The organism is Lysobacter sp. HA35 (genome assembly GCF_054061195.1).
The window spans coordinates 580315-605976 of the sequence record NZ_JBSSDY010000001.1; the positions used below are offsets into that span (position 1 = coordinate 580315).

Annotated in this window: 27 protein-coding genes and 1 pseudogene; 21 read left to right on the forward strand and 7 right to left on the reverse strand. The window is 67.3% G+C overall.

The genetic code is table 11. From position 1 onward, the window contains the following. The first annotated feature begins 22 nt into the window (after window positions 1–22). Together ACVWZN_RS03045 and ACVWZN_RS03050 are read left to right on the forward strand one after the other, a co-directional pair. Window positions 23–1891 (forward strand): ATP-binding cassette domain-containing protein, encoded by a 1869-nt coding sequence (locus ACVWZN_RS03045; protein ID WP_456952563.1) that lies wholly within the window; start codon window positions 23–25, stop codon window positions 1889–1891. Between the two features lie 9 nt (window positions 1892–1900). Further along, window positions 1901–2428, forward strand: a complete 528-nt coding sequence (locus ACVWZN_RS03050; RefSeq protein WP_456952564.1) for a hypothetical protein — start codon at window positions 1901–1903, stop codon at window positions 2426–2428. Window positions 2429–2434: 6 nt separating this feature from the next. Here ACVWZN_RS03050 and ACVWZN_RS03055 read toward each other — a convergent pair whose 3' ends face one another. The 4 genes from ACVWZN_RS03055 to ftsY are packed head-to-tail and all read right to left on the reverse strand — an operon-like array spanning window position 2435 to window position 6242. Then, entirely contained in the window at window positions 2435–2704 is a 270-nt protein-coding gene (locus tag ACVWZN_RS03055) for an oxidative damage protection protein (protein ID WP_027082845.1), read from the reverse strand. Between the two features lies 1 nt (window position 2705). Continuing rightward, the gene (mutY, locus tag ACVWZN_RS03060; RefSeq protein WP_456952565.1) at window positions 2706–3770 is read right to left on the reverse strand and encodes an A/G-specific adenine glycosylase; all 1065 of its coding nucleotides are present in this window, start codon (window positions 3768–3770) and stop codon (window positions 2706–2708) included. Continuing rightward, window positions 3760–5028: a hypothetical protein gene (locus tag ACVWZN_RS03065; protein WP_456952566.1), complete on the reverse strand. Its 1269-nt coding sequence runs from the start codon at window positions 5026–5028 to the stop codon at window positions 3760–3762. The genes mutY and ACVWZN_RS03065 overlap by 11 nt, the downstream gene beginning before the upstream one ends. Beyond that, entirely contained in the window at window positions 5025–6242 is a 1218-nt protein-coding gene (gene ftsY, locus ACVWZN_RS03070) for a signal recognition particle-docking protein FtsY (RefSeq protein WP_456952567.1), read from the reverse strand. The genes ACVWZN_RS03065 and ftsY overlap by 4 nt, the downstream gene beginning before the upstream one ends. 63 nt (window positions 6243–6305) lie before the next feature. Between ftsY and rsmD the strand changes: the two genes are divergently transcribed. The 7 genes from rsmD (at window position 6306) to ACVWZN_RS03105 (ending at window position 11249) form a co-directional block, all read left to right on the forward strand. After that, window positions 6306–6935, forward strand: coding sequence for a 16S rRNA (guanine(966)-N(2))-methyltransferase RsmD (rsmD, locus tag ACVWZN_RS03075; RefSeq protein ID WP_456952568.1), 630 nt, complete (start codon window positions 6306–6308; stop codon window positions 6933–6935). Next, the gene (coaD, locus tag ACVWZN_RS03080) at window positions 6932–7429 is read left to right on the forward strand and encodes a pantetheine-phosphate adenylyltransferase (RefSeq protein WP_027082849.1); all 498 of its coding nucleotides are present in this window, start codon (window positions 6932–6934) and stop codon (window positions 7427–7429) included. Before rsmD ends, coaD begins: the two co-directional genes overlap by 4 nt. Window positions 7430–7449: 20 nt before the next feature. Beyond that, entirely contained in the window at window positions 7450–7947 is a 498-nt protein-coding gene (locus ACVWZN_RS03085) for a hypothetical protein (RefSeq protein ID WP_027082850.1), read from the forward strand. Between the two features lie 183 nt (window positions 7948–8130). Next, window positions 8131–8394 carry a YfhL family 4Fe-4S dicluster ferredoxin gene (locus ACVWZN_RS03090; RefSeq protein ID WP_027082851.1) on the forward strand — a complete coding sequence of 88 codons (264 nt, stop codon included), beginning with the start codon at window positions 8131–8133 and terminating at the stop codon, window positions 8392–8394. Continuing rightward, a complete protein-coding gene (gene ggt / locus ACVWZN_RS03095; protein ID WP_456952569.1) occupies window positions 8394–10127 on the forward strand; it encodes a gamma-glutamyltransferase in 1734 nt (577 codons plus the stop codon). Before ACVWZN_RS03090 ends, ggt begins: the two co-directional genes overlap by 1 nt. A gap of 61 nt (window positions 10128–10188) precedes the next feature. After that, a complete protein-coding gene (locus ACVWZN_RS03100) occupies window positions 10189–10578 on the forward strand; it encodes a YbjQ family protein (RefSeq protein ID WP_456952570.1) in 390 nt (129 codons plus the stop codon). Window positions 10579–10619: 41 nt separating this feature from the next. Next, the gene (locus tag ACVWZN_RS03105; protein WP_456952571.1) at window positions 10620–11249 is read left to right on the forward strand and encodes an alpha-ketoglutarate-dependent dioxygenase AlkB; all 630 of its coding nucleotides are present in this window, start codon (window positions 10620–10622) and stop codon (window positions 11247–11249) included. A gap of 6 nt (window positions 11250–11255) precedes the next feature. On the opposite strand, the gene ACVWZN_RS03110 is transcribed toward ACVWZN_RS03105, so the two are convergent. After that, on the reverse strand, window positions 11256–12104 hold the full coding sequence (locus ACVWZN_RS03110; protein WP_456952572.1) for an SDR family oxidoreductase: 849 nt from the start codon (window positions 12102–12104) through the stop codon (window positions 11256–11258). 80 nt (window positions 12105–12184) lie between these two features. Between ACVWZN_RS03110 and thpR the strand changes: the two genes are divergently transcribed. Both thpR and ACVWZN_RS03120 read left to right on the forward strand, forming a co-directional pair. After that, on the forward strand, window positions 12185–12736 hold the full coding sequence (gene thpR, locus ACVWZN_RS03115) for an RNA 2',3'-cyclic phosphodiesterase (protein ID WP_456952573.1): 552 nt from the start codon (window positions 12185–12187) through the stop codon (window positions 12734–12736). Window positions 12737–12768: 32 nt separating this feature from the next. Further along, a complete protein-coding gene (locus ACVWZN_RS03120) occupies window positions 12769–13518 on the forward strand; it encodes a DUF72 domain-containing protein (protein ID WP_456952574.1) in 750 nt (249 codons plus the stop codon). Here the strand turns inward: ACVWZN_RS03120 and ACVWZN_RS03125 are convergent, their stop codons facing one another. Then, complete coding sequence (locus ACVWZN_RS03125; protein ID WP_456952575.1) at window positions 13519–14526, reverse strand: MliC family protein; 1008 nt, start codon at window positions 14524–14526, stop codon at window positions 13519–13521. 46 nt (window positions 14527–14572) lie between these two features. Next, window positions 14573–16366: a M14 family metallopeptidase gene (locus ACVWZN_RS03130; RefSeq protein ID WP_456952576.1), complete on the reverse strand. Its 1794-nt coding sequence runs from the start codon at window positions 16364–16366 to the stop codon at window positions 14573–14575. Between the two features lie 53 nt (window positions 16367–16419). Here ACVWZN_RS03130 and ACVWZN_RS03135 point away from each other — a divergent pair, with 53 nt between their 5' ends. From ACVWZN_RS03135 to asnB, 10 genes and pseudogenes are all read left to right on the forward strand, one after another. After that, complete coding sequence (locus ACVWZN_RS03135; protein ID WP_456952577.1) at window positions 16420–17052, forward strand: glutathione S-transferase family protein; 633 nt, start codon at window positions 16420–16422, stop codon at window positions 17050–17052. A gap of 22 nt (window positions 17053–17074) precedes the next feature. Continuing rightward, a complete protein-coding gene (locus tag ACVWZN_RS03140) occupies window positions 17075–17671 on the forward strand; it encodes a rhomboid family intramembrane serine protease (protein WP_456952578.1) in 597 nt (198 codons plus the stop codon). 60 nt (window positions 17672–17731) lie between these two features. Continuing rightward, a complete protein-coding gene (locus ACVWZN_RS03145) occupies window positions 17732–18004 on the forward strand; it encodes a GNAT family N-acetyltransferase (RefSeq protein ID WP_456952579.1) in 273 nt (90 codons plus the stop codon). Between the two features lie 63 nt (window positions 18005–18067). Further along, window positions 18068–18782 (forward strand): annotated as a pseudogene (locus ACVWZN_RS03150) (pseudouridine synthase). A gap of 72 nt (window positions 18783–18854) precedes the next feature. Continuing rightward, a complete protein-coding gene (locus ACVWZN_RS03155) occupies window positions 18855–19709 on the forward strand; it encodes a DUF3298 and DUF4163 domain-containing protein (RefSeq protein WP_456952580.1) in 855 nt (284 codons plus the stop codon). Beyond that, complete coding sequence (locus ACVWZN_RS03160; RefSeq protein WP_456952581.1) at window positions 19709–20416, forward strand: UdgX family uracil-DNA binding protein; 708 nt, start codon at window positions 19709–19711, stop codon at window positions 20414–20416. Before ACVWZN_RS03155 ends, ACVWZN_RS03160 begins: the two co-directional genes overlap by 1 nt. A gap of 73 nt (window positions 20417–20489) precedes the next feature. Continuing rightward, window positions 20490–21722, forward strand: coding sequence for a putative DNA modification/repair radical SAM protein (locus ACVWZN_RS03165; protein ID WP_456952582.1), 1233 nt, complete (start codon window positions 20490–20492; stop codon window positions 21720–21722). Beyond that, on the forward strand, window positions 21722–23182 hold the full coding sequence (locus tag ACVWZN_RS03170; protein WP_456952583.1) for a UdgX family uracil-DNA binding protein: 1461 nt from the start codon (window positions 21722–21724) through the stop codon (window positions 23180–23182). Before ACVWZN_RS03165 ends, ACVWZN_RS03170 begins: the two co-directional genes overlap by 1 nt. A gap of 30 nt (window positions 23183–23212) precedes the next feature. Continuing rightward, window positions 23213–23581 (forward strand): VOC family protein, encoded by a 369-nt coding sequence (locus tag ACVWZN_RS03175; RefSeq protein WP_456952584.1) that lies wholly within the window; start codon window positions 23213–23215, stop codon window positions 23579–23581. Between the two features lie 274 nt (window positions 23582–23855). Next, a complete protein-coding gene (asnB, locus tag ACVWZN_RS03180; protein WP_456952585.1) occupies window positions 23856–25562 on the forward strand; it encodes an asparagine synthase B in 1707 nt (568 codons plus the stop codon). The last annotated feature ends 100 nt before the right edge of the window (window positions 25563–25662 follow it).

Genomic DNA, 25662 nt, shown 5'->3' on the forward strand with positions numbered 1-25662 from the left:
CCGCGCCGCGTAGAATGCCGCGATGCCCCTGATCACTCTCCAGTCCGTCGACTTCAGCGTCGGCGGCCCGCTGCTGCTCGACCACGTCGACCTTTCCATCGATCCCGGCGAGCGAATCGCCGTCATCGGCCGCAACGGCGCCGGCAAGTCCACGCTGCTGAAACTCATCTCGCGCGACCTGCACGCCGACGACGGCGAGGTGCGCTACGAGGACGGCGTGCGCGTCGCGCGGCTCGAGCAGGAGGTGCCGATCGACACTGCGGGCGACGTGTTCGACGTCGTCGCCGGCGGCCTCGGCGAACAGGGCGCATTGCTCGCGCGCTTCCATCACCTCAGCCACGCCGAGCACATCGATGCCAATGCGCTGGCGGAAGTGCAGTCGCGCATCGAGGAACTGGGTGCGTGGTCGCTCGACCAGCGCGTCACCGAAACGCTGACGCGGCTTTCGCTCGACGGTGACCAGGCGTTCGCGGGCCTGTCCGGCGGCATGCGTCGACGCGTGATGCTGGCGCGCGCGCTGGTGTCGTCGCCCGACGTGCTGCTGCTCGACGAGCCGACCAACCACCTCGACATCGAATCGATCGACTGGCTTGAAGGCTTCCTGAAGTCGTGGCGGGGCACGCTGATCTTCATCACCCATGACCGCCGTTTCATGCGATCGCTTGCCACGCGCATCGTCGAGATTGACCGCGGCTCGCTCACGAGCTGGCCGGGCGACTGGGACAACTACCTGCGACGCCGCGAAGAACGCCTGCACTCCGAAGCACAGGAGAACGCGCGCTTCGACAAGCTGCTGGCGCAGGAAGAAGTGTGGATTCGCCAGGGCATCAAGGCGCGCCGTACGCGCGACGAAGGCCGCGTGCGTCGTCTGAAGGCGATGCGCGACGAGCGTTCGCAGCGTCGCGAACAGACCGGCAAGGTGCGCATGGAAGCCGCGCAAGGCGATGCATCCGGTCGCAAGGTGATCGAGGCGAAGGATGTTTCGGTGTCGCTCGGCGGCCGCATGATCCTGCGCGATGTATCGACGACGATCATGCGCGGCGACCGCATCGGCCTGATCGGCCCGAACGGCAGCGGCAAGACCACGCTGCTGAAGACACTGCTCGGTGAACTCAAGCCGGAATCGGGCGAAGTGCGCGAAGGCAGCAACCTGCAGATCGCCTACTTCGACCAGTACCGCGCGACGCTGCGCGAAGACTGGAACGCGATCGAGAACGTGGCCGAAGGCCGCGAGTTCGTCGAGTTCAACGGCAAGCGCAAGCACATCATCGGCTACCTGCAGGATTTCCTGTTCACCCCGGAACGCGCGCGCGCGCCGATCACGCGACTGTCGGGTGGCGAGCGCAATCGACTGCTGCTCGCGCGCCTGTTCGCGCAGCCATCGAATCTTCTAGTGATGGACGAACCGACCAACGACCTCGACGTCGAAACGCTGGAGCTGCTCGAAGAGCTGCTCGGCGACTACGCCGGCACGTTGCTTCTGGTCAGCCATGACCGCGACTTTCTCGACAACGTGGTGACGTCGACGCTGGTGATGGAGGGCGACGGGCAGGTCGGCGACTACGTCGGTGGCTACACGGACTGGGTGCGCCAGCGGCCCGCAGCGGGTTCGAGGTCGTCCAAGCCTGAGCTTCCGCGCGCGTCGGCCGCGCCAGTCGTTGCGGCGCCTACGAAGCGCAAGCTCAGCTTCAAGGAAACGCGCGAGCTGGAATCGCTGCCGGCGCGCATCGAGGCGCTGGAAGGCGAAGTCGCACGGCTCACCGACGCGCTCTCCGAGCCCACCTTCTATACCCGCGACGCCGCCGCGATCACGGCGCACAATGCGGAAATCGCACGTGTGCAGGCGGAGCTCGACACCGCTTACGCGCGCTGGTCGGAACTCGATAGCTGAGGAGTCGTCATGCGCAAGTGGTGGGTATCGATCATCGTCGTGCTCGCCCTTGTGCTCGGTAGCTACTGGGCGCTGCAGGCAAAGCGAACGCATGACCAGGCAGCCTTCGTCGCGGCGCAACGCGCGAACGCGGAAGAGGCGGTCGTCAGTATCGATGCCGGGGCACGGGTGCTCACCGCACGCGTCGCGGGCCAGCGTCTGCAGCGCGCGTCACTTGGGAATGCCGACGTCGTGTTGTTGCACACGCTGCCCGCAGCGCGATCACCGGACGGTCGCGCCCATCCGCTGCTGACCGTGCAGGGCAGTGATGGCATGGTCAGCCTGCCGTATTACGGCATCGACGCCTGGCGAGTGGTGCAGCAGCTCGTGCCGCTGCTACCCGGGATGGATGCCGGCACCGCGGCCACGCAACTCGCGCGTTTCGAGCGCGAGGGCGAGCTGACCTGCGTGCTGTGGGCGTCGCAGTCGCAAGCACCGATTCTCGCTAAGGCGGGGCGCGCGGCCGGAGAGTGCAGCCGCGACGCGTCGTCGCGCTGAACTACTTCAGGGCTCCGGCGTGTAGCCCGTTGCCGCGTCGGCCCCGCCACCGAACAGGAACTTCTCCATCTGTTCGGCGAGGTATTCGCGGTGCTTCGGATTCATCGGCGAAAGCCGGTTCTCGTTGATCAGCATGGTCTGGTGTGCGAGCCAAGCCGCCCAGCCCTGCTTGCCCACCTGCGCGTACACGCGACGCCCGAGTTCGCCGGGCCACGGCACGAAGTCGAGGCCTTCGTCCTCGCGCTTGAGCCATACGCAGTCGACGGTACGTGGCATGTCAGTCCTCGAACAAACGGTTGAGAAGCGTGCGGATGGGTGCGGGAATGCCCAGCGATGCGAGATCGCCGCGCGTCACCCATGCGCTCGAATCGTCATCGGCGACACGCGTCGGCAGCGCTTCGATGCGATGCAGGCGCGGCCGCAGGGTGAGATGGTAGTGCGAGAAGCCGTGCGCGACGTCGTCGAGCCACATCACCGCACTGGCGGGTGTGCGCTGCGATGCGATCCAGGCGTCCGCCGCCGCTTCGTCGTCGAACTGCGGAAGCGACCATAGCGACGCCCAGACGCCGGTCGGTTCGCGCCGCCGCAGGAGTACGCGTCCGTCGGCATCGCGCAGCACGAGGATCACGGCATGTCGATGCGGCAGCGTCTTCGCAGGACGCGGCGTCGGCAATTCGTCCTGACGACCTTCGATGCGCGCGACGCAGTCCTCCTGCAGCGGGCAGATCACGCAGGCCGGACGCCGCGGCGTGCACAGCGTCGCGCCGAAATCCATCTGCGCCTGCGTGTAGTCGGCGAGGCGGCCGTCTGGCAGGCCCGCTTCTTCGACATGCGCCTGCGCGAAGCCCCAGAGAATGCGCTCGACCTTTGGCGTGCCGGGCCAACCTTCGACGCCATGAAAACGCGCGAGCACGCGCTTGACGTTGCCGTCGAGGATCGCGTGCCGGTCATTCCATGCCTGCGCTGCGATTGCTGCCGCGGTGCTGCGACCGATGCCGGGCAGCGCCGCAAGCGCATCGACGTCGCGCGGCAATTCGCCACCGTGCGATTCCATGCAGATCTTCGCCGCCGCGTGCAGGTTGCGAGCGCGCGTGTAGTAACCGAGGCCCGACCACAGCGCGAACACCTGATCCGTGGATGCATCGGCGAGCGCCTGCAGAGTCGGCAGCGCGTCGACGAAGCGGTGGAAGTAGGGAATGACCGTCGCGACCTGCGTCTGCTGCAGCATCACTTCCGACAGCCACACGCGGTACGGCGTGCGCGGATGCTGCCAGGGCAGGTCATGGCGGCCGTTGACGTCGAACCACGCGAGCAGCCGCGCGGCGAAATCGTCACTCGCCATCGGTGAACTCGACCTCGACGCCTTCCATGGTCACGCCGGGCAGCTCGAGACGCGGCGTACGGACGTGGCCATCGAGCGGTGGCAGCGGCGTGCCGGTGGACGACGCATCGATCCAGGCGAGCATCCGAGGAAGCCGGAACCGGCCATCGAAACGGGACGCGCCCGACGTAAGTTGCAGCGCGGTATTGCCCGAGAGATCGGTCGGGCCGTCGTAGGCCAATTGCATCGGGAGCGCGCCGCGTAGACGACCGATCGGCGCGGGCAGCGCCGGCCAAGCAGACGGCCAACGTGCGATCTCGCCGTCGAGTCGCAGCGTGAGCGCGGACGTCCAGTCGAGCCGACCCGAAGCAGTGACGTCAGGAATCGTTTCGCCTTCGCGAAGCGCGAGACCGAACGGAGCGATGTGCAAGCCCTGCGCATACGTCGCGCGTCCACCGATGCCAAGGCGGAACGGGATGTTGGTCGACTTCGCGACGTAGCGCGCCCGCGCACCTAGCGACATGTCATCCAGAGCGATGCCATGCGTCGGGTCGGGAACGCCGCGGAGCACGAGATCGAGCGGTAGCGTCCACTCCGGACGCTCGACCGTCACGGCGCCAGCCACGCCGAGTCCCGCCGGCATCTCCGGCCGCGCGAGTGTCGCAGCGACATCGAACGGCATGCGCGTGTCGCCAGCGACAACGCGGCCTTTCAGCGTTGCATGCACGAGCTGTTTGGGCGCCAGCCGCGGCACATCCATAGCGAGCGCGTCGATCGTCCAGCCTTCGCCTGCGACGATGCCGTTTCGCATGACGAATCCATCCGTCAACGTCGGCGTCGGACGTTGTGGCGATGGCGGACGCGTCGCCAACCATCGCTGCATGGCCGCGATATCGATGCGCGGATGGTCGACTTCGATGCGATGAACGACAAGGTCAGCGCCGCGCGACTTCAGCGTCGACCAGGGCAGAGAAAGCGAAATTCGATCGGCCTGCAGCACCGGCGTCGCGTCGCCATCGCGCTGTGCGGTGACCTCGCGCAGCACGAGGCGCGGCATGTCACCCAGCGTGTATTCCGTTACGCCTTTCGCTGTGATGCGCAGGCCCAGCGCGCGGCTGGCCTGAGACAGAACCAGTGACGCGACCTGTTGCGGGCGCGTGGCCCAACGCACGAGTCCGGCGAGCGCCGCGATCAGCAGGATCGCGACGATCAACCATGCGCGACGCCGCCGCGAAGGTGCGGCGGGCGGATTCGGCTCGACCGGGGTTTCGTCGGTCATCCGCCGCCCAGCGACTCCGGAAGCAGGGCGTCGACGAAGGCGGCGGCGTCGAACACGCGCAGGTCTTCCGGGCGCTCGCCGATGCCGGCGAAGCGGATCGGAATGCCGAACTCGCGTGCCAGGGCGAACACGACGCCGCCCTTTGCGGTGCCGTCGAGCTTGGTCACGACGAGACCCGTGACGCCGATCGCGGCGTGGAACTGGCGCAGCTGCGAGAGCGCGTTCTGCCCGGTCGTGCCGTCGATGACCAGCAGCACTTCGTGCGGTGCGGCGGGGTCGAGCTTCTGCAACACGCGCTTGATCTTGCCAAGCTCCGCCATCAGCCCCTGCTGCGTGTGCAGCCGGCCAGCGGTGTCGGCGATCAGTACTTCGGTGCCGCGCGCCTTCGCCGCTTGCAACGCGTCGAACGCGACCGATGCGGCATCCGCGTTCTGGCCCTGCGCGATCACCTGCACGCCGTTGCGCTCGCCCCAGGCCTGCAGCTGCGCGACCGCCGCGGCGCGGAAGGTGTCGCCGGCGGCGAGCATCAGCGTGCGGTTCTCGTCGCGGAAACGACGTGCGAGCTTGCCGATGGTGGTGGTCTTACCGACGCCGTTGACGCCGATCGTGAGCAGCACGAAAGGCTTGGCGTTTCGATCGATGACCAGCGGCTTCGACACCGGCTCGAGCATGGCGAGCAGGTCGGCGCGCAACGCCGCGAGCAACGCGTTCGCATCGGCGAACTGGCGCGCCTTCATGCACTTGCGAAGATCCTCGACCAGCTCGGTCGTCGCGGTGACGCCGACGTCCGCGGTGATCAGCGCGGTTTCGATCTCGTCGAGCAGGTCGTCGTCGAGCTTGGGATTACGCGCGAACAGGCCGCCGATCGAGCGGGTGAACGCGTTGCCGCGCAGGCGGTCGAGCCAGCCGCGCTTGCCGGCTGCGGCGGCGACGGAATCGCTGGACACGCCGAGAAGCTCGTCCGATGACTCGACGGCTTCGGCCACCGGCGGCTCGACCTCGACGACCGGTTCTGCCGGGGTCGGCAGTGCGGTACCGAGCCACTCGCCGGCGGCGTCGACCGCGGCGGGATCGTTGACGCTGGCGTCGAGCGACTCGACCGGCGCCTCGGGCGTGGCGACGGGATCAGCGCCGGCGAACGCCGCGGCGATCTCCTCGGCGGACATCCGCCGCTCGGAATCGGTCGGCTTCTTGCGGCGCAGAAAACTCAGCATCGGCGGCGTCGGAATAGGGGAAAATGGGCGCGACATGCTAGCACCGGCCCCCACGCAGCCCTGATGAACACGCCACCCGGAAAGGTCCGCCTCATCGGTGGGCGATGGCGCGGAACGCGCCTGGACGTGCCGCAGGTGGCGGGGCTGCGGCCTTCGTCGGACCGCGTGCGCGAAACCCTGTTCAACTGGCTGATGCCTTGGCTCGCCGACGCGCGGGTCGTCGATGTCTTCGCCGGCACCGGCGCGCTCGGGCTCGAGGCCCTGTCGCGCGGCGCGGCGTCCGCCGTGCTGATCGAGCGCGACGCCAGCCTCGCCAACGCGCTGCGCACGACGCTCGGCCGCCTCGAAGGCGGCGCGCGCGGGCAGATGGTGCAGGGCGATGCGATCGGCTGGCTCACGTCGTCGACCTCGACCTTCGACATCGCCTTCGTCGATCCGCCGTTCGCGGGCGGGCTGTGGTCGCGGGTGTGGCCGGTGCTCGCGCCGCGGCTCGCGGCCGATGCGCTTGTCCACGTCGAAAGCCCGGCCGACGTCGACCCCGGCGTGCCGGCGAACTGGGAGCTGCATCGCGAAGGCCGCACGCGGGAGGTCCGCTACGCCCTTTACAGGGCCCCTTCACACGCGTCGGCCGCTGCTACACTCGATCCCGAAGCGACGGCCGGGGAGCCGTCGAACCCGTACGAGATTCCATGACCGCGGCACGTCACCGCACAGCCGTCTATCCCGGCACCTTCGATCCGATCACGAACGGTCACATCGACCTCGTCGATCGAGCCGCGCCGTTGTTCGATCGCCTGGTCATCGGCATCGCCGAAAGCCCGTCGAAGGGCCCGTCGATCCCGCTCGCCACGCGCGTCGAGCTCGCCAAGGACGCGATCGCCCACCATCCGCATGTCGAAGTGCGCGGCTTCAATTCGCTGCTCGCGCATTTCGTGCGCGAGGTCGGCGCCGGCGTTCTGCTGCGTGGCCTGCGCGCGGTGTCGGACTTCGAATACGAGTTCCAGATGGCGAGCATGAATCGCCACCTGATCCCGGAGGTCGAGACTTTATTCCTGACCCCGGCCGAGCAATACGGATTCATTTCTTCATCGCTGGTCCGCGAAATCGCCCGCCTCGGCGGGGATGTATCCGGTTTCGTTCCCCCGGCGGTGGCCACCGCGCTGCAGGACCACTGGCGGCGTATTTGATGTCAACCCCGAGGAAACGCATGAAGAACACCACCCGCCTGATTTTGCTCGCCGTGCTCGCGCTGCCGGTCCTGGCGGCGTGCAAAAAGGAAGAAGGCACGCAGACCGCCGCAACGCAGAAGCCGGCCGTCGCCAAGCCGACCAGCCCGACCGATGGCACCGGCTGGGACAACTACATCAAGGACCAGGTGACCCGTCACCTCGAGGGCGCGTCCAGCGTCTACGCGTACACGCTGCCGCCGTCGAGCGAAGCCGGCTTCCAGGACACCTTCCAGCGCCAGGTCGACAAGGCGAAGGAAGACGTCGCACGTGGTGGCGTCGAAGGCACGCTGCTCGCGTTCGCCTCGCCCGAGTCCAAGCAGGCCGCCGACATGATCGTCGCCGCGTTCACCGGCGCCGGCGCTGACACCATGAAGGGCGTGCGCGTTCTGTTCATCGGCGACGCGGCCGACAAGGACCGCGCCGAGGCGGCGGTGAAGCCGTCGGGCGCGAAGTTCGAGTTCGTCGAAGCCAAGTAAGACCCGCGGTCGCGGCTTCCGCCGCATCGCATCGCATTGCCTCGACGGCCGGCCATTCGCCGGCCGTCGTCGTTTCCGGGTGTCGCGCGCTGTTGCGTGGCCGACAACCCGGCGTGCAGCCCGCGTCGGCAACGGTTCCGGCCGCGGGTGCGACAATGCCGCCTCGACACCGGCTGCGATGGCATGTCACTCCGCATCAACGACCTCTGCGTGAACTGCGACGTCTGCGAACCCGCCTGCCCGAACCAGGCGATCTCGCAGGGCGAGGTCATCTACGTGATCGACCCTGCGCGCTGCACCGAATGCGTCGGCCATTTCGACGAGCCGCAGTGCGTCGTCGTCTGCCCGGTCGAATGCATCGACCCCGATACCGCCCATCCCGAAACCCGCGACGAGCTGCTGGCCAAGGCCATCGCGCTCGCCGGCGGCCCGTTGGAGCACGTTTGATGCGTCCTGTAATGCACGTCCTTGCCGCTGCGGTCCTGTCGCTGTTCGTCGCGTTGCCCGTGGCCGCCAAGACGCCGGCCGCTGCGAAACCTGCGGCGACGCAAGCAACGCATCCGCCGGGCGCAGCGATCGCCAGCGCGCATTCGCTTGCGACGGATGCCGGCATGGAGATGCTGCACAAGGGTGGTAACGCGTTCGACGCCGCGGTGGCCGTGTCGGCGATGCTGTCGGTGGTCGAGCCGGTGAGTTCGGGGCTCGGCGGCGGCGGCTTCTTCCTGCTGCACGATGCGAAGACCGGTCGCGACGTGTTCGTCGACGCGCGCGAAACCTCACCCGAAGCCGCGACGCCCGCCGCCTTCCTCGATGCGAAGGGTGACCTCAACCGCGATCGCTCCGAGAACGGCCCGTGGTCCGCAGGCATTCCAGGGCTGCCTGCCGCACTCGTGCACATCGCGCAGAAGTACGGAAAGCTGCCGCTGTCGACGACGCTTGCGCCGGCGATCCGCGTCGCGCGCGAAGGTTTTCCCGTCTACGACCGTCTCGAAAAGGGTTACGCCAGCCGTCGCACGGTGATGGAGCGTTACCGCGGCACGCGCGAAGTATTCCTCGCCGACGGCGATCCGCCGAAGGTCGGCGAAACGTTCAAGCAGCCGGACCTCGCGCACACGCTCGAACTCATCGCGACCAAAGGTTTCGACGGTTTCTATCGCGGCGACAACGCGACGAAGCTGCTGTCCGCCGCCAGTGAGGAAGGCGGCCACTGGACCGCTGCGGAGCTTGCCGGCTATCGCGTTCGCGAACGCGCGCCGCTGAAGTTCGACTATCGCGGCTGGCACATCACGACGTCGCCGCCGCCGTCGTCGGGCGGTGTCGCGCTCGCGGAAATTCTGCAGACGGTGTCGGGCTGGGACCTGCAGAAGCTCGACCCCGCGCATCGCACGCACATCCTCGCCGAGGCGATGCGTCGTGCGTACCGCGATCGCACGATCTATCTCGGTGATCCGGACTTCGTGAAGGTTCCGATGTCGCGCCTGATGTCGCCGGATTACGCGGCCGGTCTGCGCGCCACGATCCATCCCGACAAGGCGACGCCGAGTGACCTGCTGCCAGGCCAGCCCGCGCCGCTGGAAGACGACGAGACCACGCACTATTCGATCATGGACGCGCAGGGCAACCTGGTCTCGACCACGCAGACGGTCAACCTGACCTACGGCTCCGGCATGGTCGCGCCGGGCACTGGCGTACTGCTCAACAACGAGATGGACGATTTCGCGCTCAAGCCGGGCACCGCGAATGCGTTCGGCGTGATGGGCTTCGAAGCCAATGCGCCGAAGCCGGGCAAGCGCATGCTCAGCTCGATGTCGCCGAGCTTCATCGAATCCAACGACAAGCTTGCCGTGATCGGCGCGCCGGGCGGCAGCCGCATCATTACCGAGGTTCTGTACGGCATCCTCGGTTACGACGCCGGCTTGTCGGCGCAGCAGGTCGCGGCGCTTCCGCGCGTGCATCACCAGTGGTTGCCGGACGTGATCTCGGCGGAAGCCGGCGCGCTGGATGCATCGACCGTGACTGCTCTCGAAGCGATGGGCCACAAGGTCAACGCGGGCGAATCGACCTGGGGCAACCTTCAGACGGTCGCCTGGGACAAACGTCGCAATACGCTCGAAGGCGGCACCGATCCGCGCAACCCGATGGGCAAGGCGGCGGTCGACTCGAAGGTCGCCGCGCACTGATCGACGGCGTGCGCCACGGCAAGCGGCCGTGGATGATGGGCTCACTCACCAGGAGCCCTGCATGGACCCGTACAACACCGTCGCCGCGCCGCCCTCGCACGCCAATGGCCTCATCTCGCTGAGCGACGCCACGATCACCACCGCGCTGGAGCTTCCGGGCATGCGCGTGGTCCGCAATCTGGGCATCGTGCGCGGCATCACCGTGCGTTCGAGGTCCGTGGTCGGCAATTTCCTCGGCGGCATCCAGTCGCTGTTCGGCGGCAACATCACCATCTACACGCAGCTCTGCGAGCAGGCGCGGATGGAGACCTACCGCGACATGATGGTTCACGCGCGGCAGCTGGGCGCGAACGCGATCATCGCCACGCGCTACGACGCGACCGAGCTGATGGCCGGCCTCACCGAGGTGCTCTGCTACGGCACGGCCGTCGTCGTCGAGCCCGAACGCTGACATTCACCGCCGGTGCGACGCGGACCGGCGAAGCTGTCGCCATGTCCGCACGCACCGGCCAGCCCGCACTGTTCGATACCGGCGACGTCGTCCTGTTCGACGACGCCGAGGGCGGCATCCGCTATCGACCCGGCCTTATCGATGCGACGACCGCGGACCGCTGGTTCGAAGCGCTGCGCAGCGACGTCGAATGGCGCGCGCTGCAGCGCGAGATGTACGAACGCACGGTCGACGTACCGCGGCTGATCGCGTCGTATCCGCTGGCGTCGCCCGAGCTGCCGCCTGCGGTCAGCGAGATCCTCGCCATAGTGCGAACCGTCGTCGATGCACCGTTCGACACGGTCGGCATCAATCTCTATCGCGACGGCCGCGACAGCGTCGCGCCGCATAACGACACGTTGCATGCACTGATGCCGGGCCAGCCGATCGCGCTGGTCTCGCTGGGCGACGTGCGCGACATGGTGATCACGCCGAAGCCGGGCATTCGTGGTCGTCGGATCCGTATTCCGCTGGAACCTGGCAGCCTGCTGCTGATGAGCCACGCGTCGCAGTCGACGCACGATCACGGCATTCCCAAGACGCGCGACGTCGTCGGCCCGCGGATCAGCCTCGCGTTCCGCGTGCGCCAACCCGGAGGCGACCTGCTGCGCGGTTACCGAGCCGCCGGCTGATTGCAGTCAGCCGATGAAGCTGCCGCCGTTGACGTGGATGAACTGTCCAGTGATGTAGCTGCTGTCGTCGCTCGCGAGGAACACGTAAGCGGGGCCGAGCTCGCTGGGCTGCCCCGGCCGTCCCATCGGCGTGTCGCGGCCGAATTCCTTCTGTTCCTTCGCGCCATAGGTCGAGGTGATCAGCGGCGTCCAGATCGGACCCGGCGCGACGCCGTTGACGCGGATCCCGCGTTTGACCAGGTTCTTCGCGAGCGAATACGTGAACGTCTCGATCGCGCCCTTCGTCGATGCGTAGTCGAGCAGGTGCTCGCTGCCACGGAACGACGTGACCGAGCCGGTATTGATGATGACGTCGCCTTCGCCGAGGTGTTCGAGCGCGAAGCGCGTGATGAAGAAGAACGGATAGACGTTGTTCTCGAACGTCGCCTTGAGCTGCTTGCTGCTCACATCCTCGAGCCGGTCCTGCGACACGTGGTCGGCAAGGTTGTTGACGAGGATGTTCAGCCCGCCGAGCTTCTTCACCGTTTGCTCGACCGCCCAGCGGCACCGCGCCTCGCTGCGTGCGTCGCCGCGCAGCAAAAGGCAACGGCGTCCTTCGGCGATGACCATGCGTTCCGTCTCGCGCGCATCGTCATCTTCCGAAAGATAGAGGATCGCGACGTCCGCCCCTTCGCGTGCGAAATGCACGGCGACCGCGCGGCCGATGCCGCTGTCGCCGCCAGTGACGAGCGCCACCTTGCCCTCGAGCTTGCCGCTGCCGCGATAGCTGTCGCGGATCGTCTCCGGCTGCTTGCGCATCGAACGCTGGCGGCCCGGTTGATCGATCTTGTTGGCGGCGGATTTACGCGTGGCCATGTGCATGCTCCGTGGTTTGCGTGAATGGTCGATACGCGGCCGTCGCAGCGACATGAAGCGCCGGCGCCTAGACTCGCTGCATGACTACGGATCCCGCGACCACCGGCGGCGGACATCGACTTTTCTTCGCGCTTTGGCCCGCCGACGAGGTGCGCGCGGCGCTTGATCGTGCGGTCGACGGCGTGTCGATGTTCGAGGGCGCCGGTCGACGCACCGCAGCTGCGAAGCATCACATCACGCTGCATTTCCTCGGCGGTTGGCATGCGCGTCCCGACGACGTGATCGAGCGCGCGCGGCAGGCTGCGTCCACTGTCGACGAGCGCGCGTTCCATCTCGTGGTCGAACGTGCGGGTGGGTTCACTGGGGCGCGTGTCGGTTGGTTGGCCCCGTCCGGTAACTCGGGGCTCGATGCGCTGTGGTCCACGCTGCGGCACGCGCTCGACGACGCCGATATTCCTTATCGGTCGCACGAAGCCTTTTCGCCGCACATCACGGTGCTGCGCAACGTTCGCGGTGCGCTGCCGGAGGGCGAGATCGAACCCGTCTCATGGCCGGTTGCCGATTTCGTGCTGGTGCACAGCCACGACGGTCGCTACGACGTGATCGATCGCTGGCCGCTGCGTGACGCCTGAGCGTTCACGCCGACGCGTGCAGCCTTTGGCGCATGGCGACGAAGGATCTGCACATCGGATGCGCGGGCTGGAGCATTTCCAGCGCGCATGCCGAATTTTTCCCGGGCGAGGGCACCCACCTGCAGAGGTATGCGCGCCGCTTCGATACGGTCGAGATCAATTCGTCGTTCTATCGGCCACACCAGCCGAAGACGTACGCAAAGTGGTCCTCGTGCGTGCCGGACGGGTTCCGCTTCGCAGTGAAGTTCCCACGAGCGGCAACGCACGACGCGCGCCTGCAAGGGTCCCTCGACATCATCGAAACATTCCTTTCGCAGGTGCGCGAGCTCGGCGACCGGTTGGGTCCGATCCTCGTGCAACTGCCGCCGAGCCTCGCGTTCGAGTCGGACGTCGCGAGCGCGTTCTTCGGTGCACTGCGGCAAAGCTTCGACGGCGCCATTGTGTGCGAGCCGCGCCATGCGACGTGGTTCGAGCCGCAGATCGATGAGTTCTGGACGAAGTTCGATGTCTCGCGAGTCGCGGCCGATCCTGCGCGTTTTCCGGAGGCCGCGAAAACCGGCGGCGCAGGGGGACTTCGCTACTGGCGGCTGCACGGTTCACCACGCATCTACTACGACGCGTATGGCGACGAAGGCCTGCGGCCGTGGGCTGATGACATCGCCGCGGCGCGAGACCAGGGCCTCGATTGCTGGGTCGTCATGGACAACACCGCGCTCGGCCACGCGACGTTCGATGCGCTACGGCTCGAGGCGATGCTGAAAGGCGAGGCGTCGCCCGCCTGATCAGTCCTGCAGATTCGCGCCGCAACCGCGATAGGTCGTCCCGGCCACGTCGAGCATTACCGTTGCCTCGAACGCCTGACCGCTCATGCCGTCGCGACAGCGCTCCTTGCGCACGGTGATGTGCATGGCGCGACCGGAGGCATCGCTGCCGTCGTAGCCGTCCGCGGTCGTGCGCATTGGCGCGGTGATGTGCGTCTGTCCGTAGTCGAGCGTCGCGTCGAGCGTCGGCGGCATGCCTGCGATCTCGGCCGCCCATCCGGGCTCACTCCCGATCGCGCGGAACGCGGCGCCGCGCAGAACCGCCTGGTTCCACGGCGACACCTGCAGCGCCTGCACGCAGTCGCGCGGCGGTTCGCCCGCGAGCGTGAGCGTGCCGGTGGCGCCCTTTGTCCAGAATTCCGCACCGCGTGCATCGGCGTAGCGCGCACCGGAAGCGGAACGTGCGATCGGCAACGTGAGCGATGCGCCGTTGAACGACAGGCGCACCTGTTGCGGTGCGTCGTCGAAGCGCGACATCACGCCGAGATCGCCGCATTCCCAGTGCGCGACAGGGCCTGTCGGTGCGACCGTGCTCGCCGTGTCCTCACTCGCGACGACACGACGCATCCGCAGCTCGACCGCATCGCCACCCGGCGTAACGCCAACCGGCGCAGGCGTCTCGAACCAGCGCGCACCGTCCGGCCCGACCAGCGTCGCACGCAACGCGTAACCCGACGGATGCGACGCAGCGGGCACGTGCAGTTCGAACGCGTAGGGCGGACCGGCGACGTCGCCCAGCGTTTTCGACACCACGACCTTCTGCGACGCCGCATCGATCAGCTCGACCTGCAGCGACGCGCCGGGCGGCATCTTGATGCGCTCGACGTACGTCGCGTTGCCACGAACGACGCTGGTCGACGGTGTTGCGGTATCGGCACTCGCCGTCGTCGTCGCACTCGGCGAATGCGACGGGCAACCGGCCAGCAGCGTGCTGCAGGCGGCGAGGGCGATCAACGTCCGGGTATGCATGAAGAACCTCCGCGGACAGGGTCGCCCATGCGGCATGGACGTGGCGTCAGCGCGGGTCGCGATCCACGCGCAGCACGGGATACACGCCGTAGCGGTCGTCCCACGCGCTGTGGCGGCGATAGAAGAATTCGAGGCGCTTGTCGGGGCTCTTCGCGAAGTCGGGGTCGTCCTTCAGGCGCTTCTCGAACTCGGTACGGAGCGCGGGATCCGCGGCGAGCATCTTCTCGGCCTCTTCCTCGGCGACGTAGTCCTCCATGTATTCCTTGCGCTCGAACGCCGTGTTGGTGCGCCCCCATCCGGCGACGGAATCGGGTGCCGTCGGCTCGAGCAGGCCCATCACGAGACGGGCCTTCGGTTGGGCGATCGGGACGAACAACGCGCCTGCGACGAGCGACGGCGTGGCCGGTGTCCACGCGCCCTTGGCGTCCAGGCGCTGGTGACCTTCGAACGAATCGGTCGAGAACGTGATCGTGTCGGCGCGCCATGCCTGCGCGGCGACGTTCTGCAACGGCGCGGCGATGCGCTCGTATCGGATCGCATGCGCATCCAGAGTCGGCTTGACCATGTCGACCCATGCGGCCGGCACGATGTAGCCGGCCTGCGGCGCGTCGGCGCTGATGCGCGGCACGACCACGTCATGCACGGGGATGTGCCAGATCTGCGGCTTGGTTTCGTCGTAGCGCGTCATCAAGGCGCCGGAGACGTCCGACATCGTGCGCGTGTAGGCGTAGCCCTTGAAGTCGATCGTGCGCGTCGCGTCGGTCGCCTTGTAGTCGAGTGGAACCGACGTGCGGGCGAGCTTGGTCGCGCGTGCGTCCGCCTCGCGTTCCATTCGTTGCCACGCGACGCCGTTCGCCGCGACTTCCTCCAGCACGGCGACGATGGCGTCGTGCGTGGTCCGCACGCGATACGCATATGGGCGCCATGAATGCGTTTCGACCAGCATCGCCATGCGGTTGCGCAGCTGCATGTAGCCGAGCGAGAAGCGCGGCGTCGAGACGCCGTCCTCGAAGCCGGACGACGGGTCGTCGCCCTTGATGAACGATGGATAGAACGGCAGCGGCATCGCGCCTTTCTTCGTCATGCGGGCGATCGTGCCGGTGCGCAGTGCGCGGCCAGCGGTGCGCAGCGCGGCGTCACCCGAATTGACCGGTTCGACCTGGACCGCGACGTCGTGCTGGAACTTCGCGCCGTCGGTGACGTGCAGGTCGACATAGGCGACCGGATCCCAGCGTTCGATCAGCGCGAGCATCGCGCGCATTTCCGGCGCGTCGGCCTTCATGTAGTCGCGGTTGAGGTTGAGGTTCTGTGCGGTGGCGCGCCAGCCCATCTCTTCCGGCCCACGCTGGTTCGGGCGGTTCCAGGCCTTGAAGCGCTCGTGGCCGTCGATGTTGAACACCGGCACGAACACGAAGACTTGTTTGGCGAGTGCACCCTTCGCGATCTTGCCGTCCAGGAGTTCGCGCAGCGCGAGGAAGCCCGCGTCCTTGCCGTCGATTTCGCCGGCGTGGATGCCGCCTTGCATCAGCGTGACCGGCAGTCCGCGCTGGCGTGCCGCTTCCGGCGTCAGCGCACCGGACGTCGATGCGACCAGCACCTTCATCGGCCGGCCTTCCGGTGTGGTGCCGAAGGTTTCGCAGCGAACGGCGTTCGGGTATTTCGCAGCGAAGGCGTCGCAGAGCGCGATGACCTCGTCGTAGCGACCGGTGCGCACGAAGCCGCTGCGTTCGGACACCGTGGTAAGCGCGTCCTGCGCAAGGGCGGGCAGGGCGACGGCGAGCAGGGCGGCGAGCAGGGGCGTGCGATTCATCGGCGGCTGGCGGCGGGGAGGTGCCCGCATGGTAGCCGGCCGCCCGTGCGATCATGCCGGGCCGTTCCGTCCGGAGGATCCCGATGCGCAGCCTGTATTACGCGCCCGGCGCCGCGAGCATGGTCGTCCACTGGCTGCTCATCGAGCTCGGTCTCGACGTCGAGCTGCGCAAGGTCGATACCGCCGCCGGCGAGCAGAAGAGCCCCGAGTACTTGGCCGTGAATCCCAACGGCGTGGTCCCGACCTACGTCGACGAAGGCCGCGCCACGTTCGAGGCCGCGGCGATCGCCATGACGCTGGGCGACCGCTACGCCGTCGGCCGCCTCGCGCCGAGTTTCGATGCCGCCGAGCGCGCGACCTACAACCAGTGGATGTTCCACCTCGCGAACGCGGTGCAGCCGCTGTTCCGCATCTGGTGGTATCCGCATGAAGTCGCGGGCGACGCGAACGTCGAACTCGCACGCGAGCACGTCATCCCGCGCATCGAGGCCGCATGGCAGCGGCTGGACGACCACCTCGCGAAGAACGGCCCGTTCCTGCTCGGTGGCCAGCCCTGCGTCGCCGACTTCTACCTGACGATGCTGCTGCGCTGGTCGCGCGGCATGCCGAAGCCTGGCGACCGTTGGCCGCACCTCGGCGCGCTCGCCAGCCGCATGAAGGCGCGGCCGTCGTTCGCCACGCTCTACGAACGCGAAGGCCTCACCGAATGGGCCTGATCACCACGCAACCGACCGACGCATGCTGACTCTCCTGATCATCGCCGTGACCACGATCGTGTCGTGGATCGCGCTGCAGAAACCCCAACTCGCCGAACGCCTGCTGCTGTGGCCGCCGGCCGTGCGCCGCGGCCAAGTCGAACGCCTGCTCACGCATGGCTTCGTGCACGCCGACCTGTCGCATCTGTTCTTCAACATGCTGACGCTGTTCTTCTTCGGACGGCTGACCGAGCGCGTCGTCGAAGGCCTGTCGGGCTGGATCACATTCGTCTTCTTCTATGTGTCGGCGGTGATCGTCGCGATCCTGCCGAGCTACCTGCGCCATCGCGACGACAGCCGCTATCGCAGCCTGGGTGCATCGGGTGCAGTCGCGGCGATGTTGTTCGCCGCGATCCTGATCGACCCGTGGATGATGATCCTCATCCCGATTCCCGTGCCCGGCATCCTCTACGGCGCGGGCTATCTCGCGTGGTCGTTCTGGGCGGACCGCAACGGCGCCGACGGCGTGAACCACAACGCGCATCTGTCGGGCGCGATCTACGGCGTGATCTTCATGCTCGTCATGAATCCGGCGGTGGGCCGACATTTCCTCGCCGCGCTGGCCTCGCCGCACTTCTGACGCTCACCGGCCCTGCATCGCGGCCGGTGTCTGCTCGTCGCATCAATCAAGGAGCAATCGATGGACGTACAGCAACAACCGGACGCCGAGCGTTTTGTGGTGACCGTCGACGGGCATGAGGCCGAGATGGGCTACCGCATCGAGAATGGCGTCCTCGCGATCACGCATACCGGCGTGCCTTCGCAGATCGGTGGGCGCGGCATTGCGGGCGATCTGGTCCGGGCGGGCTTCGACTACGCCCGGGCGAACGGCCTGCGCGTGCGGCCGCTGTGCAGCTACGCCGCGGCTTGGGCACAGCGCCATCCGGACTACGCGGACGTGCTGGCCGGCTGAGCTCGCTGCAGCCACGGCCCGGTTGTGACAGCATCCGCGCCCCGACGACGCCCCGACCCGCCCATGCGCATCAGCAAATACATCAGCGACACCGGCCTCTGCTCGCGACGCGAAGCGGACCGGCTGATCGCGGAAGGCCGCGTCACGATCAACGGCCTGCGCGCGCGGGTCGGTGCGGAGATGGGCGAGGGCGACGAGGTGCTGGTCGACGGCCAGAAGCTCGCCGTCCGCAAGGCGGCGCCGAACAAGCGTCGCCACGTCTATATCGCGCTCAACAAGCCGGTCGGCGTTACCTGCACGACCGAGAGCGCGGTGCCGGGCAACATCGTCGAATTCGTCGGCCACGAGCAGCGCATCTTCCCGATCGGCCGGCTCGACAAGGATTCGGAAGGGCTGATCCTGCTGACCAGCAACGGCGACATCGTCAACGAGATCCTGCGCGCGGAGAACAAGCTCGAGAAGGAATACCTCGTTGCGGTGAACAACCCGGTCACCGACGAATTCCTGCGCGGCATGGCGCGCGGCGTGCCGGTGCACGGGCAGATGACGCTGCCGTGCAAGACCGGAAAGCTCGGCCGTTTCGGCTTCCGCGTCACGCTGGTGCAGGGCCTGAACCGCCAGATCCGCCTGATGGCCGCGCACTTCGGCTATCGCGTCAAAACGCTGGTTCGCGTGCGCATCGTGTGCGGTCAAGCTCGGGCACCTGAAGATCGGAAAGTGGCGCAACCTGACCGACGCCGAGCTGCACGCCTTGCTGCCGGGTCGCAGCGACTGGTGATCGCGTCGATACGGGCATCACACGCGACCCATTAATTTCGTGTCGACGCCCCGTTCAATTTCGCGACACTTCATGACATCCCTTTCGACGCTTCCCCGCCGCGTGCTCTCGCTGGCCGCGCCCGCGGTCGCCTGCCTGTTGCTCGCCGCCTGCCAGAAGCCCGCGCCCGCGCCGCAAGCCGGCACCGCCACGCCGTCGGGCAGTGCGCAACCTGCGTCCGGCGCAACGGCGCCGAGCGTCGCGCTCAAGGACGAGCTGGAAACCACGTCGACGCACATCATCGGCATCAGCTATCCACGCGAGCTCGCGAAATATCCGGGGCTCGCCGCCGAAGCGCAGCGCTACGCCGCGCAGGCGCGCCAGCAGGTGCTCGACGCCGCCAAGCAGCGCCCGCCGGATACCGCCGCGGGCCCGTACGAGCTGTCGCTGGAGTTCCAGCTGAAGCATGAGTCGCCGGACATGGTGGTGCTGGCCGTCGACGGCAGCGCCTACACGGGCGGCGCACACGGCATGCCGATGATCCAGCGCTGGGTCTGGCTGCCCGCGCAGAACCGCATGCTCACCGCCGCGGAACTGTTCCCGCAGCCGCAGAGCTGGGAGCACATCGCCAGCGACGTGCGCACGCAGTTGCACACCGAGCTCGAACAGCGCCTGGATGCCGACAAGGTCGATCCGCACGATCGTGCCGCGATGCTGAAGTCTGCGAACGCGATGATCGAAGGCGGCACCGAGCCCAAGCCCGAAGACTTCGCGGTGTTCGAGCCCGTGCTCGACGGCGCCGGCAAGATCACCGCGCTGCGCTTCGTGTTTCCGCCCTACCAGGTCGGGCCGTATTCGGAAGGCATGCACACGGTCGACCTGCCCGCGTCGCAGCTGATGCAGGACGTCGCGCCGGCCTACCGCACATTGTTCCAGGCGACCGGCTGATGTCGCCGCGCGCGTCGACGCACACGCCGACTTCGCGCGTTCGTGCGCCGGCCGCGCGCGGACGCGACGAGCGCTTCCCCGACGTGCCCGAAGGCACTGCGCCCGAGCCTGCCGGCAATAGCCTGCGCGCGCTTCGCGAAGCCGCGGCCGCATGCAAACGCTGCGACCTGTGGCGTCCCGCGACACAAACGGTATTCGGCGAAGGCTCGCCGAAAGCGCGCGTCATCGTCATCGGCGAACAACCCGGCGACAGCGAGGACATCGCGGGCGAACCGTTCGTGGGCCCGGCCGGTCGCATCTTCGACAAGGCGATCGACGAACTCGGACTCGATCGCAAGACGATGTACGTCACCAATGCGGTGAAGCATTTCAAGTTCGAACCGCGCGGCAAGCGACGCATCCACAAGCAACCCAATCCCGCCGAGCAGAAGGCCTGCCATATCTGGCTGGAGCGCGAACTGAAGACGGTGAAAGCGGATGTGGTCGTCTGTCTCGGCGCCATCGCCGCGAAGGCGGTGTTCGGTTCGAAGTTCGCGTTGATGAAGCAGCACGGGCAATGGCAGGAGCTGCCGGACGGACGACGCGCGTTCGCGACGATGCATCCGTCGTGGGTGCTACGCCAACGAGGTGACGCCGATCGCGAAGCCGCATTCCGCACGTTCCGCGACGACCTCGCACTGCTGACCGAACTGAACGAGCTTCACTGAACAGCTTCAGGCGGCGTCTCACAGGCCGAGACGGATGCCACCCACGATCGCCGGACCTCGACGGAGCCGGCCCGTGAACACGATCGACAAGCTCGCGATCCTCGCCGACGCCGCGAAATACGACGCGTCCTGCGCATCCAGCGGCGGCAAGACACGCGATTCGATCGGAACCGGCGGCATCGGCAGCACCGGCGGCATGGGTATCTGCCATTCGTACACGCCGGACGGGCGATGCGTTTCGCTGCTCAAGATCCTGCTGACCAACTTCTGCGTCTACGACTGCGCCTACTGCGTGAACCGCCGCAGCAGCAACGTGCGCCGCGCGCGCTTCGCCACCGATGAAGTCGTGCGGCTCACGCTCGATTTCTATCGACGCAACTACATCGAAGGCCTGTTCCTTTCGAGCGGCATCATTCGCAATGCCGACTACACGATGGAGCAGCTCGTCGAAGTCGCGCGTTCGCTGCGCGAGGATCATGCGTTCGGAGGCTACATCCATCTCAAGACGATTCCGGAAGCGTCGCCCGAACTGCTTGCCGCGGCAGGCAGGCATGCGGATCGATTGAGCATCAATATCGAACTGCCGACGGAAAGCGGGTTGTCGACGCTGGCGCCCGAGAAGACCACGTCGAGCATCCGCGGCGCGATGGGTCAGTTGCGCTGGCGCATCGAGGAGTCGAAGGAAGAGCGTGCGAAAGCCGTGCGTGCGCCGACGTTCGCACCGGCCGGGCAGAGCACGCAGATGATCGTCGGTGCAGACGGCGCGGATGACCGCAGCATCCTCGATACGAGCGCGAACCTCTACGGCAATTACCGCCTGCGCCGCGTTTACTACTCGGCTTTCAGCCCGATCCCCGATGCGTCCGTCGCGCTTCCGCTGAAATCGCCGCCGCTGGTGCGTGAGCATCGCCTGTATCAGGCCGACTGGCTGATGCGCTTCTACGGTTTCGAGGTCGATGAGATCGCGCCGCGCGATGCGGACGCCGGCATGCTCGATCTCGACGTCGATCCCAAACTCGCGTGGGCGCTGCGCCATCCGGATCGGTTTCCCGTCGACGTCAACGCGGCGCCGCGCGAAATGCTGCTGCGCGTGCCGGGCTTCGGCACGAAGACGGTCAAGCGTGTGCTGTCATCGCGACGCTTCGCGCGGATGCGGCTGGACGATCTCGCGCGCCTTGGAGTAAGCCTGCGCAAGGTGCTGCCCTTCGTGGAGACGCTCGACCACCATCCGCGCGGCGCGCTTGACCGGCCCGAGCGGATCCGCGCGAAGCTCGCACCCGCGCCGGTGCAGTCGGCGTTGTTCTGATGTGGCGCGCGGCAGTCGAGCCGTCGTGGGATCTCGCCGCGTGGCGCAGCCAGGCACGCGTCGCGCTGCAAGCTGGCATTGCGCCGGAACTGATCGAATGGAATGGTGACGCGGACGGGCTGCTCGGCGTTCGTCCGCTTGCCGATGCAGAGCCGGTGCACGATGCACCCGCAGTACCGGGCGCGTTCCTGAGGCTTGCGCAGTCCGTGCTAGCGCATCGCGACCCGCAGCGTCATGCGCTCGCGTATCGCCTGCTCTGGCGCGTGACGCACGGTGAACCATCGTTGCTCGAACACGAGTCCGACATCGAAGTGCGTCGCGCCATGCAGTTGCAGAAGGCCGTGCACCGCGACGCGCACAAGATGAAGGCCTTCGTGCGCTTTCGCGAAGTGCCCGGCGAGCCGAATGCGTTCGTCGCTTGGTACGAGCCCGACCATCACGTCGTCGATCTCGTCGCGCCGTTCTTCGAGCGCCGCTTCGCCGGCATGCGTTGGGCGATTGTGACGCCGTATCGGCGCGCGGTCTGGGACGGCTCGACGCTGGTGATGGGCGAGGGCGGCGATCGCAACGAAGTTCCGACCGATGACGCCGGCGAAGCGCTCTGGCGTCGCTACTACGCGAGCATCTTCAATCCCGCGCGGCTCAATCCGCGTGCCATGCGTGCTGAAATGCCCGTGCGCTTCTGGAAGCACCTGCCCGAAACGCGTGACCTGCCAGCGTTGATGCGCGATGCGTCACGGCGTGTCGATGCGATGGTCGAACGTGCGCCGGAACCTGCGCGTCGCCACATTCCGGCACCGGTGTTCGCGACGCCCAATCCCGTCGATGACCTCGACGCACTGAGCCTCGCGCTTCGCAGCTGTCGTGCGTGTCCGTTGTGGGAGCCGGCGACTCAGGCGGTGCCGGGCGAAGGTCCGAGTGATGCGCGCATCGTCTTCGTCGGCGAGCAGCCGGGCGACGAAGAGGATCTGTCCGGTCGACCGTTCACCGGTCCGGCGGGGCGGCTGTTCGATCGCGCGATGGCCGAAGCAGGGCTCGATCGCTCGTCCGTCTATGTGACGAACGCGGTGAAGCATTTCAAGTTCCAGATGCGTGGCAAGCGGCGCATCCACCAACGTGCGAACGCTGCGGAACAGAGTGCGTGTCGTGGATGGCTGGATCGCGAGCTGGCGCTGCTGCGTCCGGACCGCATCGTCTGCCTCGGTGCGACTGCGGCGAACGCGGTGCTCGGTCGAACTTTCTCGCTGATGCGCGAACGCGGCCGCTGGCAATCGCTCGACATCGGCACACCCGTGCTCGCCACCGTCCATCCATCCTGGGTGCTGCGACAGCCGCCGGAATCCCAGGGCGACGCGTATCGCGGCTTCGTCGCCGACCTCATGCGCGTCGCGTCGCGGGCGCTTGCGCCGATCGACGAACGGCCGTCTGCACGCGCACTGTCCGAGACGCAGCAGGACTAGCATCGGCGCTCCGTCACCACGGAGTGCGACATGTCCAACCCGGTCAACTGGTTCGAGATCTACGTCGACGACATGTCGCGTGCCAAGCGCTTCTACGAAACCGTGCTCGGTCGGCAACTCGAACAGCTTCCATCGGCCGGCATCGAGATGTGGGCGTTCATGGCATCGCCCGACTCGCCGGGCGCCGGCGGCGCGCTGGTTCGTTATGAGGGACTGAAGGCCGGCGGCGCGTCGACCATCGTCTACTTCCGCAGCGAGGACTGCGCGGTCGACGCCTCGCGCGTGGAAGCGGCCGGCGGGCGCGTGCAGAAGCCGAAGATGTCGATCGGTCCCTACGGTTTCATCGCCCTGGCCGTCGACACCGAAGGCAACATGTTCGGCCTGCACTCGCTCAAGTGATGCACGCGCCGTCGGACGAACGGTCGCGCAAGCGGGTTGTGCAGTCCGCCGATCGCGGGCAGGATCGATCCATGCCCTCGACGCCCGCCCTCGCCATGAACGCCGCCCGCAACGGGCGCGTCGTCGCGTGCGTCAACAATAACAATCGCAATAACGCCAGCCTCCCGCGGGCCGGCGATTAGCGCACGCAACACACGCTGATCGATCACGGAGCCCGCACTGAGAAGTGCGGGCTTCTTCGTTTTCATCCCCCACGAAAAAGAAGGCTCCCGCCATGTGTTCCATCCTCGCCGCATTCGATCTCCGCCCCGACGCCGACCTGCGCGTGCTTCGTCCGCTCGCACTCGCCATGTCAGCCCGACAACGCCATCGCGGCCCCGACTGGAGCGGCGTGCATGCCGACGACGGTGCGCTGCTGGTGCACGAGCGCCTCGCCATCGTCGATCCGGTCGGCGGTGCGCAGCCCATCGTGTCGAAGGACGGACGCGTCGTGCTCGCGGTGAACGGCGAGATCTACAACCATCGCGAACTGCGCGAATCGCTGCCGGATTACCCGTTCACCACCGGCTCGGACTGCGAACCGATCAGTGCGCTCTACGCGAGCGGTGAGGGCATCGGCACGTGGCTCGATCGTCTGAACGGCATCTTCGCGTTTGCGCTGTGGGATGGCGCGCAGCGCCGCTTCGTGATCGCCCGCGATCCCATCGGCGTCTGCCCGCTGTATTGGGGGCATGACGCTGACGGTCGCGTCTGGGTCGCATCGGAAATGAAGGCCATCGCGCGCAACTGCCCGGACGTCGCGCCGTTCCCACCCGGCCACTGGTTCGACAGCACGACCGGGCAGCTGCGTCGCTACCACGTGCGCGAATGGCGTCGCTTCGAAACCACCGAAGGCGTCGAGGTGTCGCGCGACGAACTGCGGGAGGCCTTCGAGCGCGCCGTGCATCGCCAGCTCATGAGCGACGTTCCGTACGGCGTGCTGCTGTCGGGCGGATTGGATTCGTCGCTGGTCGCTGCGGTGGCGGCACGTTACGCGCGACGCCGCATCGAGGACAACGACGAGAGCGAAGCCTGGTGGCCCCGCCTGCATTCGTTCGCGATCGGTCTTGAAGGCTCGCCCGACATCGCCGCCGCGCAGATCGCCGCGGACGCCATCGGCACCGTGCACCACGGTTTCACGTACACGGTGGAGGAGGGCATCGACGCACTCCCCGAAGTCATCCGCCACATCGAGACCTACGACGTCACCACGATCCGCGCGTCCACGCCGATGTTCCTGCTGGCGCGCCGCATCCGCGCGATGGGCATCAAGATGGTGCTGTCGGGCGAGGGCAGCGACGAGATCTTCGGCGGCTATCTCTACTTCCACAAAGCGCCGAACGCACGCGAGTTCCACGAGGAAACCGTGCGCAAGCTAGAAGGCCTGCACCAATTCGACTGCCTGCGCGCGAACAAGTCGATGATGGCCTGGGGCGTCGAGGCGCGCGTGCCGTTCCTCGACACCGAATTCCTCGACGTGGCGATGCGCATGGACGCCACGGCCAAGATGGCGGGGGCCGGCCGCATCGAAAAAGCCATCCTGCGCGAAGCCTTCGAAGGCTGGCTGCCCGATTCGATCCTGTGGCGGCAGAAGGAGCAGTTCAGCGACGGCGTCGGCTATGGCTGGATCGATTCGCTGAAAGCGCATGCCGAGCGCGAGGTCACCGATGCCGCACTCGCCACCGCCGAGTTCCGCTACCCGATCAACCCGCCGCTGACCAAGGAGGCCTACCTCTACCGCACGCTGTTCGAGCGCTGGTATCCCGGCGAGGCCTGCGCGCGCACGGTGCCGGGCGGCAAGTCGATCGCCTGCTCGACGCCGACCGCGATCGCATGGGATGCCGCCTTCGCTGCAGCCGCGGATCCCTCGGGTCGCGCCGTCGCAGGGGTGCACGAAGCGGCGCTGTCACCCGCGGGCGAGACGCGCGTCACGCCTGCATGACTCAAGGTCGGCCGACCCGCGCCCGTTAACGACGGGGAGAACGCGGGTCCGGCCGGTGGCTTCGGCTGTCGGGCGCCCCGTCATGCAACGACCGGAGCGG

Coding starts and splice junctions, on each gene's coding strand:
- ACVWZN_RS03045 (WP_456952563.1), top strand. CDS start 23: ATGCCCCTGATCACTCTCCAGTCCGTCGACTTCAGCGTCGGCGGCCCG.
- ACVWZN_RS03050 (WP_456952564.1), top strand. CDS start 1,901: ATGCGCAAGTGGTGGGTATCGATCATCGTCGTGCTCGCCCTTGTGCTC.
- ACVWZN_RS03055 (WP_027082845.1), bottom strand. CDS start 2,704: ATGCCACGTACCGTCGACTGCGTATGGCTCAAGCGCGAGGACGAAGGC.
- mutY (WP_456952565.1), bottom strand. CDS start 3,770: ATGGCGAGTGACGATTTCGCCGCGCGGCTGCTCGCGTGGTTCGACGTC.
- ACVWZN_RS03065 (WP_456952566.1), bottom strand. CDS start 5,028: ATGACCGACGAAACCCCGGTCGAGCCGAATCCGCCCGCCGCACCTTCG.
- ftsY (WP_456952567.1), bottom strand. CDS start 6,242: ATGCTGAGTTTTCTGCGCCGCAAGAAGCCGACCGATTCCGAGCGGCGG.
- rsmD (WP_456952568.1), top strand. CDS start 6,306: ATGAACACGCCACCCGGAAAGGTCCGCCTCATCGGTGGGCGATGGCGC.
- coaD (WP_027082849.1), top strand. CDS start 6,932: ATGACCGCGGCACGTCACCGCACAGCCGTCTATCCCGGCACCTTCGAT.
- ACVWZN_RS03085 (WP_027082850.1), top strand. CDS start 7,450: ATGAAGAACACCACCCGCCTGATTTTGCTCGCCGTGCTCGCGCTGCCG.
- ACVWZN_RS03090 (WP_027082851.1), top strand. CDS start 8,131: ATGTCACTCCGCATCAACGACCTCTGCGTGAACTGCGACGTCTGCGAA.
- ggt (WP_456952569.1), top strand. CDS start 8,394: ATGCGTCCTGTAATGCACGTCCTTGCCGCTGCGGTCCTGTCGCTGTTC.
- ACVWZN_RS03100 (WP_456952570.1), top strand. CDS start 10,189: ATGGACCCGTACAACACCGTCGCCGCGCCGCCCTCGCACGCCAATGGC.
- ACVWZN_RS03105 (WP_456952571.1), top strand. CDS start 10,620: ATGTCCGCACGCACCGGCCAGCCCGCACTGTTCGATACCGGCGACGTC.
- ACVWZN_RS03110 (WP_456952572.1), bottom strand. CDS start 12,104: ATGGCCACGCGTAAATCCGCCGCCAACAAGATCGATCAACCGGGCCGC.
- thpR (WP_456952573.1), top strand. CDS start 12,185: ATGACTACGGATCCCGCGACCACCGGCGGCGGACATCGACTTTTCTTC.
- ACVWZN_RS03120 (WP_456952574.1), top strand. CDS start 12,769: ATGGCGACGAAGGATCTGCACATCGGATGCGCGGGCTGGAGCATTTCC.
- ACVWZN_RS03125 (WP_456952575.1), bottom strand. CDS start 14,526: ATGCATACCCGGACGTTGATCGCCCTCGCCGCCTGCAGCACGCTGCTG.
- ACVWZN_RS03130 (WP_456952576.1), bottom strand. CDS start 16,366: ATGCGGGCACCTCCCCGCCGCCAGCCGCCGATGAATCGCACGCCCCTG.
- ACVWZN_RS03135 (WP_456952577.1), top strand. CDS start 16,420: ATGCGCAGCCTGTATTACGCGCCCGGCGCCGCGAGCATGGTCGTCCAC.
- ACVWZN_RS03140 (WP_456952578.1), top strand. CDS start 17,075: ATGCTGACTCTCCTGATCATCGCCGTGACCACGATCGTGTCGTGGATC.
- ACVWZN_RS03145 (WP_456952579.1), top strand. CDS start 17,732: ATGGACGTACAGCAACAACCGGACGCCGAGCGTTTTGTGGTGACCGTC.
- ACVWZN_RS03155 (WP_456952580.1), top strand. CDS start 18,855: ATGACATCCCTTTCGACGCTTCCCCGCCGCGTGCTCTCGCTGGCCGCG.
- ACVWZN_RS03160 (WP_456952581.1), top strand. CDS start 19,709: ATGTCGCCGCGCGCGTCGACGCACACGCCGACTTCGCGCGTTCGTGCG.
- ACVWZN_RS03170 (WP_456952583.1), top strand. CDS start 21,722: ATGTGGCGCGCGGCAGTCGAGCCGTCGTGGGATCTCGCCGCGTGGCGC.
- ACVWZN_RS03175 (WP_456952584.1), top strand. CDS start 23,213: ATGTCCAACCCGGTCAACTGGTTCGAGATCTACGTCGACGACATGTCG.
- asnB (WP_456952585.1), top strand. CDS start 23,856: ATGTGTTCCATCCTCGCCGCATTCGATCTCCGCCCCGACGCCGACCTG.